Source organism: Peterkaempfera podocarpi, assembly GCF_042466665.1.
In the GTDB taxonomy this organism is placed as follows: domain Bacteria; phylum Actinomycetota; class Actinomycetes; order Streptomycetales; family Streptomycetaceae; genus Peterkaempfera; species Peterkaempfera podocarpi.
This window is the reverse complement of sequence record NZ_CP162102.1, coordinates 7,781,197-7,798,044: the sequence shown is the minus strand read 5'-3', so window position 1 is coordinate 7,798,044 and position 16,848 is coordinate 7,781,197. Positions and strand designations below refer to the sequence as shown.

Annotated in this window: 9 protein-coding genes and 1 pseudogene; 3 read left to right on the top strand and 7 right to left on the bottom strand. The window is 71.1% G+C overall.

What is annotated here, in order from left to right:
* The first annotated feature begins 1 nt into the window (after position 1).
* Positions 2-499 (top strand): hypothetical protein, encoded by a 498-nt coding sequence (locus tag AB0761_RS34055; RefSeq protein ID WP_377273110.1) that lies wholly within the window; start codon positions 2-4, stop codon positions 497-499.
* A gap of 164 nt (positions 500-663) precedes the next feature.
* On the opposite strand, the gene AB0761_RS34050 is transcribed toward AB0761_RS34055, so the two are convergent.
* From AB0761_RS34050 to AB0761_RS34030, 5 genes are all read right to left on the bottom strand, one after another.
* Positions 664-1,476, bottom strand: coding sequence for a carbohydrate ABC transporter permease (locus AB0761_RS34050; RefSeq protein ID WP_377273109.1), 813 nt, complete (start codon positions 1,474-1,476; stop codon positions 664-666).
* Between the two features lie 41 nt (positions 1,477-1,517).
* A complete protein-coding gene (locus AB0761_RS34045; protein WP_377273108.1) occupies positions 1,518-2,471 on the bottom strand; it encodes a carbohydrate ABC transporter permease in 954 nt (317 codons plus the stop codon).
* A gap of 110 nt (positions 2,472-2,581) precedes the next feature.
* On the bottom strand, positions 2,582-3,886 hold the full coding sequence (locus tag AB0761_RS34040; RefSeq protein WP_377273107.1) for an ABC transporter substrate-binding protein: 1,305 nt from the start codon (positions 3,884-3,886) through the stop codon (positions 2,582-2,584).
* Between the two features lie 86 nt (positions 3,887-3,972).
* Positions 3,973-7,050 (bottom strand): RICIN domain-containing protein, encoded by a 3,078-nt coding sequence (locus AB0761_RS34035; RefSeq protein WP_377273105.1) that lies wholly within the window; start codon positions 7,048-7,050, stop codon positions 3,973-3,975.
* A 155-nt stretch (positions 7,051-7,205) separates the two neighbouring features.
* Positions 7,206-9,209 carry a glycoside hydrolase family 127 protein gene (locus tag AB0761_RS34030; RefSeq protein WP_377273104.1) on the bottom strand — a complete coding sequence of 668 codons (2,004 nt, stop codon included), beginning with the start codon at positions 9,207-9,209 and terminating at the stop codon, positions 7,206-7,208.
* A gap of 223 nt (positions 9,210-9,432) precedes the next feature.
* Between AB0761_RS34030 and AB0761_RS34025 the strand changes: the two genes are divergently transcribed.
* Positions 9,433-10,461 carry a LacI family DNA-binding transcriptional regulator gene (locus tag AB0761_RS34025; RefSeq protein WP_377273103.1) on the top strand — a complete coding sequence of 343 codons (1,029 nt, stop codon included), beginning with the start codon at positions 9,433-9,435 and terminating at the stop codon, positions 10,459-10,461.
* Positions 10,462-10,513: 52 nt separating this feature from the next.
* Here the strand turns inward: AB0761_RS34025 and AB0761_RS34020 are convergent, their stop codons facing one another.
* Entirely contained in the window at positions 10,514-12,010 is a 1,497-nt protein-coding gene (locus AB0761_RS34020) for an FAD-dependent oxidoreductase (protein WP_377273102.1), read from the bottom strand.
* Positions 12,011-12,097: 87 nt separating this feature from the next.
* Here AB0761_RS34020 and AB0761_RS34015 point away from each other — a divergent pair.
* Positions 12,098-12,738 (top strand): annotated as a pseudogene (locus tag AB0761_RS34015) (TetR/AcrR family transcriptional regulator).
* A 174-nt stretch (positions 12,739-12,912) separates the two neighbouring features.
* Here the strand turns inward: AB0761_RS34015 and AB0761_RS34010 are convergent.
* The gene (locus tag AB0761_RS34010) at positions 12,913-16,845 is read right to left on the bottom strand and encodes a carboxypeptidase regulatory-like domain-containing protein (RefSeq protein ID WP_377273101.1); all 3,933 of its coding nucleotides are present in this window, start codon (positions 16,843-16,845) and stop codon (positions 12,913-12,915) included.
* Positions 16,846-16,848 lie beyond the last annotated feature (3 nt).

The window sequence follows — 16,848 nt, the reverse complement described above, 5'->3', positions numbered from 1 at the left end:
CGTGGGAGCGGCGAAGCTCGGGCCGAAGGACGGCGCCCTCATCAAGTGGCTCACTACGGCGAACCTTCCCGACGGGCGCCCCCATCCGGATCTCAACACCGTGGTGGTCATCCATCGCGGGCCGAAGGGCGGCGGTGAGGTGGGCTGGCTCGCCGGGGACGACTTCTGCCTGGGCCACGACAACCTCGGGCAGTCGCAGTTCGAGTGCGGCACTTATCGCGTCACCCAGGACCTGCGCGAGCCGACGGCAGCGATGTACGGGGTGCTCGACTACCCCGCGAGTAAGTCCGGGCCTTCCTTGAACCTCGCCTTCGTCGTCGGCGATCCGGGCCCCTTCCGCTTCACCGGGGAAGAGCACCGCACCCTCTACCAGGCTCGGGCCACCCTGGACCCGGACCGGGACGTGACCTTCCTGGAGTGGTTCAACGCCGGTGCAGCACCCGGGCAACGCAGGATCTGCAGTGCGGCCAGGGCTCGCTGTTTCCCCGACTTTCCGTAGCCTCGTCCGCGTCGCCCGTGCTCCGACCGCAGTGCCGTTGCCTCCAGGGTCTGCCGCAGCCTCACATCCGGTCCTGCCTGCGCCGGCCGGGCATCTGCCGTCGGCCTCCTGATGCCCCGCGGTCGTCGTACGGCGGTGGCGGCCCACGGCCGGCGAGTGCCGCGTCAGCTGCGCAGCGCGCCGGACATGAAACCGCGGACGTAGCTGCGCTGCAGCAGCAGAAAGAGCACCAGGCAGGGCACGGCCATGAAGACGACCCCGGCCTGCAGGGTCGGGTAGTCGATCGAGCCGAAGGTGCGGCCCTCCATGTCCACCACGGCCAGCGGCAGGGTGAAGCGGTCCGAGGAGTTGAGCAGGATGAGTGCGGCGAAGAACTCGTTCCACGAGGCCAGGAAGGCGAACAGGCCGACCGTGGCCACCGCGGGGCGGACCATGTGGACCAGCACCCGCAGCAGGGCGGCCAGGCTGCCGCAGCCGTCGACGGCGGCCGAGTCCACGATCTCCTGGGGCACGGCCTCGAAGGAGTTGCGCATCATGAAGACGGCGAACGGCAGCTGGAACATCACCAGCACCAGGGAGAGCCCGACCAGGGAGTTCTGCAGCCCGAGCCGGCCGAGCAGTACGTACAGCGGGATCAGGATGGTCGGGTAGGGCACCATCAGGATCGCCAGCGTGGCCAGGAACAGCACGTTCTTGCCGGGGAAGCGGAACCGTCCGAAGGCGTACCCGCCGAGCAGCGACACGACCAGGGTGCCGGTGACGGTCATCGCGGTGACGGCGGCGGTGTTGGCCAGGTAGGTGCCGATGCCGTCGCCGTAGTGGACCATGTTGCGGAAGTTCTGGAGCCCGAAGCCGTGCGGGGTGCGCACGGAGGCCCAGGCGCTCCACAGCAGCGGGAAGAGGAAGAGCACGGCGAGCGCGCCGGTGGTGCCGTAGTAGCCGAGTCGGCCTGCGGTCCTGCTCCGCGACGGGGTCATGGTTGTCGGTGCCCTTCCATAGGATCTCTGCCAGGGGTGGATCAGCGGTCGTCGCGGCGGCGCAGCAGGCTGAGTTGGACGACGTTGAGCAGTACCAGGACCGCGAGGACGACGACGGACAGCGCAGCGGCGGAGCCGAGGTCGAAGCGGACGAACGCCTCGCGGACGATCACCAGCACCACGGAGGCGGTGCTGTTGTCCGGGCCGCCCTTGGTCAGGATGTAGAACTGGTCGAAGGCCAGCACCGAGCCGGTGATCATCATGATGAGGACCAGCGCGATGGTCGGCCGCATCAGGGGGACGGTGATCCGTCGCAGGATCTGCCTGCGGTTGGCGCCGTCGATCCGTGCGGCCTCGTAGAGCTCGGTGGGGATGGCCTGCAGTCCGGTGAGCAGGATGAGCATGTTGAAGCCGGCGAACCGCCAGATCACCAGGGTGACGGTCGAGGAGAGCGCGGTGGTGGGGCTGCCGGTGATCCAGTCGATGGGGCGGCTGATCAGGCCGAGGGTGTGCAGCAGCGGGTTGACCGGGCCGATGGCGTTGCTGAGCAGGCCGAGGAAGAGCAGCGAGGCGGTGGCGAAGCCGACCGCCGTCGGCAGCAGGAAGGCGGTGCGCAGCAGGCCGGCACCGGGCCGGGAGTGCTGTACGGCCAGGGCGAGTCCGAAGGAGACGGCGAAGAGCAGCACGGTGGTGACGACGGTGTACTTGACGGTGAACCATGCGGCTTGGCCGATGAGGGTGTTGTCGGCGATCCGGCTGTAGTTCTGCGGGGCGTTGAAGGTGGCCGGGCCGAGGAGGGGCCAGTGGTGCAGTGACATCCAGGCGACCAGGCCGAGCGGCACCAGGAAGAAGAGCCCGACCACCGCCGCGGTGGGCGCGGCGTAGCCGAGCCCGGTGAGCTGCCGCAGTCGGCGCCGCGCCCGGGAGCGGCTGTACCCGGGCGGCGGTGGCGCCGTGGCTGGTCGGGCGGCGCTGCGGGTCGCGAGGGTCTGCATGGCTGCTCCCGGTTCGGTGCTGCGGGCGGCGTGGGTACGGGTGTGGCGCCGGCACCTCGGCGGTCGGGACGACCGGGGCCCGGGGAGCCGGCGCCACGGGAGTGCTCTGCCTACTGCTGGCCCAGCGAGGAGGTGATCGCGGCCTGCCCGTCCTGGAGTGCCTTGGCCGGGTCCGCGCCGAAGAGGGCTCCGCGCAGGGTGGTGGTCCAGGGGCTCTGCGGGTCGTTGTAGGTGGCGTTGAAGTTGAGCGCGTAGGGGGTCTGGCCCTTGCCCATGACCTGGTTGATGGTGACCACGGCCGGGTCCTTGACCGCGTACTTGTTCTGCGCCAGGTCGGTGCGGGCGATGATCTGGCCCTGCTTGGCGACGACCTCGACCTGCGCCTGGTCGCCCAGGCTCCAGGAGAGGAAGTCCCAGGCGGCGTCGGCGTGCTTGCTGGTGGCCGAGATGCCTGCGACGTCGCCGCCGACGAAGGTGGAGCTGCCGCCGTTGACGCCGGGGATGGGGGCGACGCCGATGTCGATGCCCTTGTCCCGGATCAGGCTGAGCCAGGAGGAGGGGCCGGGGGCGATGCCGACATTGCCGGACTGCAGGGCGCCGAGCCAGGTGGTGCCGTTCTCCTGCTTGGAGGCGGGGTCTGCGGAGCCGTCGGCGAAGAGGTCGTGGTAGATCTTGAACACCGCCGCCGTCTGTGGCGAGGCGATGCTGCTCCTGGTCCCGGCGTCGTCCATCACCTGGCCGCCGTCGGCCCAGATCGACGGCCAGAAGGTGAACTCCACGCAGCCGCCGCAGTTGCCGCCGAAGTAGGTGCCCTTGACCTTGCCGCCCAGCTTGCCGACGGCGCGCGCCTGGTCGGCGAACTCCTGGAGGGTGGTCGGTGGTTTGGCCGGGTCGAGGTGGGCCTGCTTGTAGAGCGTCCTGTTGTAGAACATCACGGACAGGTCGAGGGCGTGCGGCACGGCGTAGATCCGGCCGTCCTTGGTACCGGCCTTGATGTGGGACGGCGCGACGGCGTCCTTGAAGGACAGCGCATCGAAGCGGTCGGTGATGTCGGACCACAGGCCCTGGGAGACGTAGTTGGGCGCGAAGACCACATCGGAGGTGAAGAGGTCGGGCAGCGCATGGGCGCCCGCCGCGCTGGCGATCTTGGCGGGGTACTGCTCGTTGGGGTAGGTGGTCAGCGCGATGTGGTTGCGGTGGCTCGCGTTGTACGCGGCGACCAGCGCCTGGGTCTGGGACTGGGTCCCGGCCCGGGTCCACATGGTGACCTGGACGCCCTGGGTGCTGCCGGGCGAGGCGCCGGCCGTGTCCGTGCCGCCGCCGGAGCTGGAGCAGGCGGCTGTCACGGCCAGGGCGAGTGCGGCGACGGCGACGGCCAGTGCTCTTCGTGGGGCCTGGGGCCGGATGCGGATCATGAGGACTCCTCGGCTGGAGGGGGCAGGTGACGGAGGGGGGCGGTGCCGGGCCGGCGGTTCCGGTGCCGTCGGCCCGGCGGAGGTGCTCAGCTGGCGAGCGTGATGGTGACCGTGGTGGCGCCGGAGTTCGCCGTCACGGTGTGGGTGGTGGAGTCGTAGCTGCCGCCGGAGACCGAGCTGACCGCGACGGAGTTGAAGATCGGCAGCTGGATGGCGACCGTGCCGCCGGGCAGGGTCCCGGAGAGGCTGACCGTGACCACCCGTCCGCTGCCCGGCTTGGTGACCGCCAGCGAGACGCCGTAGGTCGAGCGCGAGCCGCTGCCCGTGTCGTAGGTGTTGGTGATGTTGCCGACCGAGATGGTCTGCCCGGCGGCGATCCAGGTGTTGGGGATGCCGCGGCCGATGTACAGCGGCCGGGTGAAGGTGTACGGCCCGCTGCCGGTCGAGGCAAAGCCCTCGGCCACCAGCGACTCCAGCAGTCCCTGCTGCTGGGCCGAGATCGGCCAGGCGTAGGGGCAGGCGCCGAACTGCGGTCCGGCGTGGTTGCCGATCCACGGGTTGCTCGTCGAGGGCCCGCTGCCGTTCGCCTCCCACCAGGCGTTGGGCCCGCCGGTGGTGGTCGCGATCTGCCAGGCGTAGCTGGTGATCGGCAGGTCGCGGTAGGCGGTCCCGTACAGCCCGTTGGAGGCGTACGCCGTGTTGTACGCCGTCGAGTAGCCGTTGAAGGCGCCGAACGTCGGGTACGGCAGGCCGTTGCTCGACAGCCGGGCGAGGCCCCATGCGTACAGTGCGTCGCCCTGCGCCGGGTCGCCGGCGATGCCGTTCAGGGTGCCGCCCTGGAGCATGGTGGACCACTGGTTCTGGCCCACCCAGGCCGGCGAGGCCCAGTTGGCGTCGTTGTAGGTGTTGCAGCGGTTGGCCGAGTTCGCCTGGTCCACGGTGCACGGCAGGTAGCTGAAGCCGTGGCTGGACTCGTTGGTGCCGAGCAGGGTGTTGAGGTGGCTCAGCAGCGAGGTGTACTGCGTGTCGGCGTACTGCGCCTCCGCGGTGTTGCCCAGCCGGGTGGCGATGTACTTGTACGCCGCCAGGCCCTGCAGCGCCGAGTAGTCGTCGAACAGCCAGCGGCCCGAGGAGTCGTTGTCGAAGCTCGACTTGAGCACTCCGTCGGAGGAGAGCTGGCCCTGGTAGATGGTGTGCATGATGGTGTACAGGCTCGGGCCCCACTGGCTGGAGCCGCCCGAGTCGTCGTGGAAGTACTGGCCGACGAAGGCGGTGTCGCCGGTCCCGGCCAGGTACAGCGCCCAGGCCGCGGGTGTCTTCCAGTCGCCGTCGTAGTACCAGTTGGCGCCGTGCTCATTGAAGGTGGTGGCCTCCGAGATGCGCGCGGTGAGCAGCAGGTTCTGCGCGTCGTGGAAGTCACCGGTCTCGAACCGGGCCATCAGCTCGCCGGGCACGTCGTGGTTGAGGATCCAGGCGTAGTTGTCCGCGGCGGAGAACTGCGCCTGGCCCACCTGCATGATCAGGTTGTAGACGGTGCCGGCCTTGTAGGCGCCTGTGAGCGCCGTGCCGGGGTTGGCCAGGCTGCCGGTGCTGGGCAGCGTGAGGTTGGGCAGCGTGAGGGTCGGGGTCTCGGCGATCCGGCCGTTCCAGTACGCGGCCATGGCGCTGTACGCACTGTCCAGGCCGGGCGCGCTGCTGGTCAGCGTGCCGGCGCTGGGCAGGGCCTGGCCGGAGCCGAAGTTGTCCACGGCTGCGACGTAGTCGTGGTTGCTGGTGGCGCCGGCCTGCACCGTGTTGAGTGAACTGCTGGTCAGCCGGACCAGGTTGGCGCCACTGCCGCCGGGGTCGAGGGTGATGGCGGAGCTGCCGTGGTTGGTGACCGACACCCGGGTGTAGACCAGCATCACGGGACTGCCGGCGATGGTCGCCTTGTCGGCGAAGTTCTTGATCGACACTGCGGTGGTGCCGGTGGTGAACGAGGTGGTCAGCGCGGGGAGGTAGCCGCTGTCCTCGGTCCACTGCACCGACTGGGCGGGCCGGTTGCCGCCGGTGTGGTAGATGCTGAAGGTGTACATGGCGCCGCAGATGGTGGTGCCGCCGGAGTTGTACGTGGTGGGCACGCCGCGGGCGAAGTACGAACCGGAGAGGAAGGTGTTGACCGGCCAGTAGTTGCCGTCCCAGCCGAGCGCCGACTCATTGGAGAAGCCCTGCCCGTTCGGGTCGGACGGGGACGGGAAGTTGGTCCCGTAGGCGTTGGGCAGGCTGGAGTTGTTGCAGGCGTTGGGCGCGACCGAGGGCATGCCCTGGTAGGAGCCGCCGCCGGAGGCGGAGTTGACGGTCCAGCCGAAGGTGGCCGAGCCGGAGGCGTGGGTGGTGTCGGTCGCGGTCGCGGTGACCGTCGAGCTGCCGGCGGTGGTCGGCGTGCCGGAGACCAGGCCGGACGAGCTGATCGACAGCCCGGCCGGCAGACCGGTCGCGGACCATGTCAGCGTCTGCCCGGAGGCCGAGTCGGTACCGCTGAGCTGCAGCGACACCGCGGCGCCCACGGTCGAGGTCCGGCTTCCCGGGTTGGTCACCGTGACCGTGTTGCCGCTGCCGGAGGTGTACGCGGGAAGCCGCCACACCCGGGTGGTCGCCGTGGTGCACGGCAGCTGCACCAGCACGGTGTTGTTGGCCGTGGTGTCACCGGTGGGCACGATGCACTTGCCCGAGTTCACGGCCTTGAGGTTGAAGGTGTTGCTGTACCCGCTCACCGTGACCGGCTGGAGGGTGAACTGCTGGTTGGTCTGGCTGTTGCAGGTGTTCTGGTCGACCTTGGCGTTGTCCGCGGTGGACGCGCCGGAGATGTCCACGCACAGCCCGGCGAAGCTGGTGACGGTGTAGTTCGCCGTGCTGCCGGAGACCGGGGTGAAGGTCCAGTTCTGGTTGCTGCCGCTGTTGCAGGAGTACTGGATGAGCTGCACACCGGTGCTGGTGGAGCTGTACGGGTCGTCCAGGCAGTTGCCGCTGCCCTGGTTCACCGCGGTGGTGGTGAAGGAGGAGGCGGCCTGGGCCGGGGCGGCGCCCAGGACGGGCACCAGGGCCGCCGCCAGGACGGCGGCCAGCGCGGTGGCGATCCGGCGGCGCAGTCCCGCTGCGCCGCGTCGGGCCGGCCGGCGCCTCATCGCGGGCGCACCTGTTCCGGCCGGCGCCACTCGGGCATACCTAAGGCGGACATGAGCGGATTCCTCTCTCGGGGGTGAGGAGTTGCGGCTCTCCGGGCATCGGCCCGGTCGCGCGCCGTCCGCCCCGGCGGGGGCCCGGGCCGGGCGGCCCCGGGTCAGTCGGTGGTGGGCAGCCAGACGCGCATGCTGCCGGGCTCCCGGTTGGCCCAGGCGTAGTAGGGGACGGCGGTCAGCTCCAGCGGCGTCCCGCCGCCGGGCGCAGCGCCGCTGCCGTCGGCGGTGCTGCGGTACGGCCACCAGCCGCCCTGGGGCCCAGCGGAGCCGAGGCCCAGCCGGGTGCCGGAGGCAACCACCACCACGACCCCGCCCAGCAGGTCCGGGCAGTGCTTCACGGCCGGCGGGGACTTGGGGTCGAGCAGCACGTCGTCCAGGCCGCCGCCCGGGTGGTCGACCTGCTCGACGCAGTACACCAGCGGCCCCCGTTCGATCGCCACGCAGCCGCGGACCGCGTCCACCCGGGGATCGGCGCGGGTCAGCCGGGGTTCCAGGGCCAGGTCGAGGACGACCGTCTCGCCCGGCTCCCAGGCCCGGCGCAGCCGCAGCCAGCCGTCCTCGGCCGGCGCCGTCACGGGCCGGTCGCCGACGTAGAGGCCGTACTGCTCGCACCACTGCGGCAGCCGCAGCGACAGCGTCCACTCCCCCGGCCGGCTGCGCTCGACCGTGACCGCGATCCGGCCCTGCCACGGGTACTGCGTCTCCACGCTCACCGCGACCGGGTCGGTGCCGCCCGCGGTCCAGGTCCCGGAGGCGTACTGGTGCAGTTGCAGGCCCTGGTCGTCGCCGGAGGCGACGTAGTGCGGCAGCGAGGCCAGCAGCCGCATCACATTGGGCGGGCAGCAGGCGCAGCGGAACCATGCGGTGCGCCGCGAGGTCTGGTCGCCGCCGTGGTCCTGGTATCCGTCGCGCACCTGGAGCGGGTTGACATACAGCCAGCCGGTGCCGTCGAGGGACACGCCGGGGAGTACCGCGTTGTACAGGGTCCGCTCGACCAGGTCGGAGTAGCGGGCATGGCCGGTGAGCAGGGCCATCCGCCAGCTCCAGTGCACCGAGGCCACGGCGGCGCAGGTCTCGCAGTAGGCGCGCTCGGTGGGCAGTTCGTACGCGTCGCCGAAGTCCTCCTTGTCGTGGTGCGCGCCCAGACCGCCGGTGAGGTGGGTCTTGGTGGCGGCCATCGCGGTCCACAGCCGTTCCACCGCGGCCGTCAGCTCCGGCTCACCGGTCTCGATGGCCACGTCGGTCGCGCCCGCGAGGAGGTACAGCTGCCGTACGGCGTGGCCTTCGACGTTTCTCGCCTGCCGGATCGGCACCCGGTCCTGGCAGTATCCGGGTCCGGTGGGCGGGCCGTCGGGCGCGCCCGCCGGGCGGGATCCCGGGTCCGGGTCGGCGAGCAGGCCGTGGCCGCGGCGGTCGACGAAGTACCGGGCCAGGTCGAGATAGCGCTGCTCGCCGGTCTCGCGGTGCAGCTCGACCAGGGCGGTCTCGATCTCGGGGTGGCCGCAGCAGCCGTCAATCTGCCTGCCGGGGCCGAAGGTGTCGTCGATGTGGTCGGCGAACCGCCGTGCGACGGCGAGCAGTTCGGGCCGTCCGGTGGCGCGGTGGTCGGCGACGCCGGCCTGGATGAGATGTCCGGCGCAGTACAGTTCGTGGCCCCAGCGCAGGTCGGTGAACCGCTCACCGGGGCGGGCGACCTGGAACCAGCTGCTGAGATAGCCGTCGGGCTGCTGGGCGGCGCCCACCAGGCCGATGATGCGGGCGGTCTCCTCGGCGAGCCCGGCGCCGCCGGGTGTCCGGGACTCACCGAGCTGCCAGGCGGCGGCCTCCAGCCACTTGTACACATCGGAGTCCATGAACGGCAGGTCACCGCGGTACGGGGCGTCGGCCGCACCGGCGGCGAGCCGCAGATTGTGCAGGTTCCCGGCCGCCTCCAGCAGCGCGGGCCCCTGGGGGATGCCCACCTCGGCGTTGACCCGGCGCCGCTGCGCCCAGAAGCCGCCGGTCAGCCGGGCCTCGGCGGCGGGCCGCAGTGCGGCCGTGCTGCGGGGGCCGAAGCGTAGCGGCCCCGAGGGCTGGGCGGTGGTCGGGCTCGGGCGTGCGGACATGAGGCTCCCCTGGCGAGGCGATGGCTGGGTGGAGGTGCCGGTGTCGCTCGGTCGCTCGGTGGTGCGGGAAATCAGGAAAAGCATTGCCCATGCGAATGTAGGATGAGCGTCACACACCGTCAAGGCTCTGTCACCGAATGGCCGTTGGCCCCTTGACAGAGCCGCGCTGGGCGCCCTGATGCTATGAGGGAAGCTCGGAAGGCCTGCGAGAAAGGGATTTCCCATGTCCTCGGCAGACAGCCGTCCGGCAGGGCGAGCCACCCTCAGCGACGTGGCCCTGCTGGCCGGCGTGACCCCGGGCACCGCCTCCAAGGCCCTCAACGGCCGCGGGCGGCTGCGCCCGGAGACCCGGCAGCGCGTCCGCGACGCAGCGGAACAGCTCGACTTCCACCCCAACCCACTCGCCCAGGGCCTGCTGGCCGGACGCAGCTGGACGGTCGGCCTGGTCACCACCGACAGCATCGGCCGCTTCAGCATCCCCGTACTGCTCGGCGCGGAGGACGCGCTCGGCGCCGGCCAGATCTCGGTACTGCTCTGCGACACCCGCGGCGACGCCATCCGCGAGCGGCACTATCTGCGCACCCTGCTGGCCCGCCGAATCGACGGCATCATCGTCACCGGCCGCCGCATCGACCCGAGGCCCCCGCTCCCCGCATCACTGCCGATTCCCGTGGTGTACGCCTTCGGCCCGTCCTCCGCACCCGGCGACATCTCGGTGGTCTCCGACGAGGAGCACGGCGTACGGCTCGCCATCGAGCACCTGCTGCACAGCGGCCGCTCCCGGATCGCCCATGTGGCAGGCCCCGCCCACCACGCCGCCGCCCGGGAGCGGGCCGCCCACACCGAGTCCGTACTCGCCGAGTCCGGCCTCACCCTCGCCACCGGCCGTTCCCTGCACGGCGACTGGAGCGAGGCGTGGGGCCGGCAGGCCGCCCAGCTGGTACTGCGCTCCTCCCCCGACTGCGACGCCTTCTTCTGCGGCAACGACCAGATCGCCCGCGGTGTCGCCGACGCCCTGCGCGAGTCGGGGGTCCGGGTGCCGCAGGACATCGCCGTCGTGGGCTATGACAACTGGGACGTCATGGCCCTGGCCAGCCGCCCTCCGCTCACCACGGTCGACATGGACCTCACCGAACTCGGCCGCACCGCCGCCCTCCGCCTGATGGAGGCCATCGACGGCCACCCCCGGCCGGGCGTCCACCGGGTCCCCTGTCGTCTCATGGTCCGCGAGTCCACCGGACCGGCCGGCTGATCCCTGTGCGGCTGCCGACGGGCGAGGGGATCAGCCGTGCCGGGACGCCTGCTCAGGGCATCTTGGCAAGGCTTCCGGCGACTGCGGCGAGCAGGGGGTCGACGAGGTCGGCGGAGCTGTCCGCAGCCCAGCAGACATAGCCGTCGGGGCGGATGAGCAGGGTGGCAGCGCCGAGATCGCCGGTGCAGGCGGCGCGGACGAGGTCGACCCGCGGCGGGAGCCGGAGGTCGGCCGGGACGGCCCCGGCCAGATCGAGCAGGACGGCGTGCCCTGAGCGGAACAGCTCGGACAGCCGGGTGGAACCGGCTTCGGTGACCAGCTCGGCGTCCGGGATGCGCTGCCCGGTGAGCGGATGGCCGCCGGGCAGCTGGTAGCGCAGCGAGAGGCCGGACATCAGTCCCGCGAGGTGGCGGTTGGCGTCGGGCAGCCGCAGCAGGTCGATGAAGATGTCGCGCAGCGCGGCCACGTCCTCGCTCGGCCTCGGGTCCGCCAGGGCGCGCTGCGCCGAGGTGTGGTGCAGCACCTGGGCTCCGACCGGATGCCGTTCGGCATGGTAGCTGTCCAGAAGGCCGCCCGGTGCCCGGTCCTGGACGACTGCGGCCAGTTTCCAGCCGAGGTTGAACGCGTCCTGCATACCGAGGTTGAGGCCCTGGCCGCCCAGCGGCGGGTGGATGTGTGCGGCGTCGCCGCCGAAGAGGACCCGGCCCGCGCGGTAGTGCTCCAGTTGCCGGGTGGCGTCGGTGAACCGGGAGGCGTTGTCCACCGTGTCGAGGGTGGTCTCCTGGCCGTACACGGCCTCGAGCGCTGCGGCGACCTCCTCATGGGTGACCGGGGAGTCGCGCTCGGTGTCCGCCCGGCCCGCGCGCCCGAAGGTGAAGCGGTACCGGTCGCCGCCGAGCGGGGCGAGCATGGCCCAGTAGCCGCCCGCCTGACGGGTCAGGCTGCTCATGTGCTCGATCCGCTGGGGCACCAGCGACGAGACGGCGGACAGCCGGACGTCCGCCAACACCGCCTGGTGGGTGCCGGGCCTGCCGGGAAACGGCAGCCCGAGCAGTTTTCGCACCGTACTGTGGCCGCCGTCGCAGGCCACCAGGTAGCGCGCCCGTACCTGCAGACCGTCCGCCGTCACGACCACAGCGTCGTCGTCCGACTCGACGCCTGAGACGGCGGTGCCGCGCAGCACCTGCGCCCCGGCGGCGACCGCCCGCTCCTCCAGCACGTCCTCGATCGCCCACTGGGGGATCGCGATCGGGAAGGGGTGCCTGGTCCGCCAGGGGGTGCAGTCCAGGGGGACGGGCAGGGCCGCGAAGTGTCCGCCCACCGGCTCGCCCGGCACGGCCAGCCGCAGCAAGGGCTCCAGCAGCCCGCGCGACTCCAGCAGCTCAGCGGTACGGGGCTGGATCCCGCCGCCCTTCACCTGCTCGATGCGCTGGGGCAGTTTCTCCAGCACCAGGGTCTCGACCCCGGCCAGAGCCAGTTCATACGCCAGCATCAGCCCGGTGGGGCCGGCGCCCGCGACGACGACCTCGGTCGCGCTCTCCGTCACCATGCGACTCCCTCTCATTTCTCGCCTCAGGGCAAATGTATACCAGGTGCAGAAATGCTCCCGGGGAAGCCATTTGCTACGGTGGACGCCGTGGACGGCAAGCCAGGGCTACGGGAACGCAAGAAGCAGCGGACCCACACGGCGATCTCCGAGGCGGCGATCACGCTCTTCCTCGAGCACGGCTTCAACCAGGTCTCGGTGGCCCAGGTGGCCGAGGCGGCCGAGGTGTCCAAACGCACGCTCTTCGCCTACTTCCCGACCAAGGAAGACCTCGTGGTGCATCTCCTCGCCGACCACGAGACCGAGACCGCACGCGTGGTGCGGGCCCGCCCGCCCCGGACCGCCCCGCTCACCACACTGCGCGAGCACTTCCTCCAGGGGCTGCGCGAACGGGACCCGATCACCGGACTCAACGACCACCCCCAGGTGCGCAGGGTCCACCGGATGATCCTCGACGCACCCTCGCTGGTGGCTCGGATGGAGCGCTTCAAGACCGGCGCCGAACGGGCACTCGCCCAGGCACTGCAGGAAACGGCGGACACTCCGGAACTCACGCGCGGCTTGCTGCCGTCCAGATCGTCTCGGTCCAGTGGGCGCTGGCCCAGGACAACGCCGAGCGCATGGCCTACGGGGAGCCCGCCGACGCGCGCTACGCGGGCGCGGCGGCCGACGCGGAACACGCGTTCGCACTGCTGGAACACGGACTGCGGGAACTCGCCGAACAGCGGTGACCCCGGTCGGGCGACGGCGCGCCCCCTGGCGAAGGCCGCGGTCGGGCCGAACGCCGTGGGCAGGCCGGTGGTCGCGCCGATGAGGTCAGGGCCCGGGCGTGGACGGCGTATGCACAGCCAAAAGACGGTGGGACCGGGTGCACAGCACCCGGTCCCACCGCCGTTGCGCCCTCGTCAGTGGTTGCCGACCGCCCCGTGGCGCGGCGGCTGCACCGTCATCGAAACCGGCACGGTGCCCGTGTCATAGGGCCCGTCGACTTCGAATCCGAGCGACGCGGTCACGGGCGCCGACGTAGCCGGCGCCGCCCCACTCGCGTCCAGCCTGACCCGTACGGTCGCATGCCGGCCCGGCTGAATGGTCAGCACGGTCCTGCTCTCCGACAGCCAGGGGACGTCCACGGCGTCGGTACGGTCGTAGCCGGACAGCACCGAGGTCGTCGCCGACGTGGCCAGATTGTCGGCCACACCGCCGAGGGAGTAGAAGCCCTCCGCCCCGACGACGCCCACCGCGTGGTTCCGCCCCGCCTGGGCGCTGGGCAGCCGGGACCACCAGTCCATCTCCGGGTCGTAGGTGTAGGCCTGGGCGGTCACATTCTCGGCGTTGTCCGTGAATCCACCGGAGACCAGCAGCCGTCCGTCGGCCACGCCGTACGCCGAATCCGACATGTCGATCGGCAGGTCGGCGATCCGGGTCCAGGAGTCGCGGGCGGGGTCGTAGACGAAGGCGTCCTCGACCTCCCGGCCTCCCGCACCGCCCGAGGTGAGGGCGGCCAGACCACCGGCGCAGTAGAGCTTGCCGTCGATTCCACCGCACGACGCACCGAAGATGCGCTCGGGGTAGGGGTGGACCGTGCTCCACTTGTTCGTCTTGGGGTCGTAGACGCTGACGTTGCTGTGGAAGGCGTCCTCCACGGTCATACCGCCGACGGTGTACAGCTTGCCGTCGAGCACCGCGGTGCCTGCGTCCGCCAGCGCATTGGGGTTCTCGGCCGCCGTGCTCCAGGAGTCGCTGGCGGGGTCGTAGACCTGCGTCCTGGTCTCGATCCCGATCGCCGAGAAGTCCGGCGCGACCCAGTAGCCGCCGCTGACGTAGAACTTGCCGCCGATGAAGGCGCCGGATCCAGCCGCGACCGCAGAGGGTGCGTCGGCCTTCTGCTGCCAGGTGCGGCCGCTCTGGTCGTAGGCGTAGAACGCCGCCGTCGGCACGAAGGCGTCGGCGCCGGAGCCCAGGCCCGCGTACACGGTGCCGTCATTGCTGCCGCCGACCATACTGGCTGTGACGCCGGGCAGGTCGGCAGCCGCGCTCCAGGCCGGACCCGAAGCCCCCGCTGCGGCGGACTCGTTGAGCTTGACCCTGAGGGGCGCATCGCCGGTGTTGGTAAGTGTCAGGTCACGGGTCACCGAACGCCCCGGCGCCACGGTCCCGTTGACCGGACCACTGGTCCCCAGCCGGCCGGCGTGCAGCGCCAGGTCGACGCCCGTCGTCCGGTCCGCAACCAGCTTCACCTTCTCGGAGGCCGTCTTGTAGAGAGGCATGCTCGCGGTGACGGACCGGTGGCCCGTCAACGTGGTGAAGAGCCAGTAGAAGCCGTCCTCACGACCGACGCGTCCGGCCATGGGAGCGCTGTGCACCGGCTGCTCCGGCCCGTTGGCCAGGGCCACCGTCGCACCGTCGACGGGCTTCGCGGTGTTGCCGTCGGTGACGTTCCCGACGATGAGGCCACCGGGCTGCTTGACCAGCTTGGCGCCACCCGTCCGGACGTCGTACAGGAACCAGCCCGCTGCGGCGCCCGCCTCCGATGTGTACTGCTGGTAGCGGAACCTGAGACGCGCGGAGACCGCCTTGCCGTCGGAGGGAAGGGTGAACCCGACCCCACCGGTGTACTCCCCGTTCTCCGACCAGACCGTCGTCCAGGTCCTGCCGCCGTCCTTGGTGTACTCCACCGTGGCAAGGCCGCCGTTGACGTGGGTGTTGAAGTACACAAACGGTGTCTCGACGGCCGGCACCTGGAACTCGGGGGTGATCAGCGTCGTGTCCCCCGCCCTGCCGCCGGTCCAGCCCTCGACGTGCGCATCGCCGAAGTTCCCGAAGTTCAGCAGGCCGTGCTCGAAGAGCCAGGGGTCCCCCGCCGCGGTGTCGACGCTCCAGCCGGCCGGCGCCGTGGTGGACGCGTCGAAGGTCTCGTTGTTGCCTTCGGACTGCTGGGTGTAACCGGGCGCGGAGCCGAGCTCCGGCAGCACCTCGGCGGTCAGGCCGATGTCGTGGACGGTGTCCTTGGCCTGTGTGGTCACGCTGGTGTCGCGCTCGGTGTAACCGGGGATGTTGGCAGCGGCGTGCAGCGCGTAGTGGCCGTTCTGCGGCACCTTCACCGAGTACCTGCCGGTGACCGGGTCGCTGTAGACCGGCGCGAGGGGCGTGCCGTCGACCGTGATCTTCGCATAGAGCGGCCAGCCGTGCCCGGACGCGTCCGCGACGGTCCCGCTGACCGTCACCAGCGGGATCCTGGTGAGCTTGACATCGGCCGTGCTGGTCGCGTCAGCGCTGACGGTGACGCCGTCCACCGACGTGTCCCCGTAGTCGAAGGCACTCACCGCGATGTCGTAGGCCCCGGTCGACAACCGCATCCGGTACGTGCCGTCGGGACCTGTGACCGCCGACGCCGACGATGCACCGGACACATGGACCTCGGCGCCGGAGACCGGCTTGCCCGTGGATCCCTCCGTGACGGTTCCGCTGAGTACGCCGGACGGTCCGCTGGAGAACGCGGCGGTCCCGTTCGGCGTGCCGAGGCCGGTGGGTCCGTCGTAGCCCGGCCCTGCCTGGCAGAGGTAGACGGGCTGGCAGGTGCCGTTGGAACCCGAGGTCACATCGTTGAGGCTGCCCGGGTGCGCGTACGGATAGCTGTTGGGCTCCCCGCCGTCGGGGATCGACCCGGCGAGCGCATAGGTCGCGGCGATGATCGGCGAGGATGCGCTGGTGCCGCCGTACTGCACCCAGCCGGTGCCGTAGTGGGAGCCGTAGGTGTCGTACACCGCCACACCGGTGGCGGGGTCGGCAACCGCCGACACATCGGCGACGGTGCGTTGTGCGCAGCCGGTGTCCTTCTGGAACGCGGGCTTCGGCTGGATGAGCGAACAACCGGAACCCGGGCCGTGGCTGCCGCTGTTCCAGGTCGACTCGCTCCATCCGCGCGCGGTGGACGGGTCGCGGACCAGCGAGGTGCCTCCGACGGAGGTGACATACGGCGAGGAGGCCGGGTAGCTCACCCCGTAGTTGTCGTCGCCGCTGCTGGCCACGATCGCGGCACCGGGGTGGTCGTAGTACTTCTTGGACAACTGCACGGTGTCCGGCGACTCGCCAGAGCCCGCTATCGCCGAGTATCCCGACCCGTAGCTGTTGGACACATAGTTCGCGCCCAGGGCGACCGCTTCGTTCACGCTCTGGCCGAGCGAGTCGAAGTCGGCGCTGTCTGCCTCGACCAGGACGATGTCCGCCTGGGGAGCAACGGCCGACACCATGTCGAGGTCGAGCGAGATCTCGGCTGACCAGCCTTCGTCGGCCGTCGGGTAGTCACGCTGCAACCCACGCTGGTTGACCTTGGTGAACTGCCCGGGCTTCAGCGGCGGCAGGCCGAACTGCGCACGGTACACGGCGAGGTCCGCCGCGGCGTTCGGGTTGTCATAGGCGTCGACGATGGCGATCGTCGCACCGGCGCCCCCGTCCTTCGGCAGGTTGTAGGCGCTGACGAGGTCACCGGGCGTCAGGCCGTGGGGGGTGTCGGAGGCGGACCGGCCGGTCGTGTTGTTGACGTGCAGTGCGAAGCACCGCGCCGCGGTCTTCGACTTGGGCACCTCGCACGCCGGGGTCACGCTGCCGACTGCGCCGGCCGGGGCGGCCGAAGCCGGCTGCTGCGCCCGTACGGCGGCCAGCTGGGCCGCCAGCGTGGACCCCGGGGCGAGCGATGCCGCAGGCTGCCCGGCGGCGTGCTGCCGGGCCCCGGCCGCCGGATCGGCGGCGACAGCGGAGGTCTGGGCCCCGGCGAAGGTGCCGAGGCAGGCGGCTATGACGAAGGAAACCGGAGCGCGCAGGCGTGCGCGTCTCATCATGGA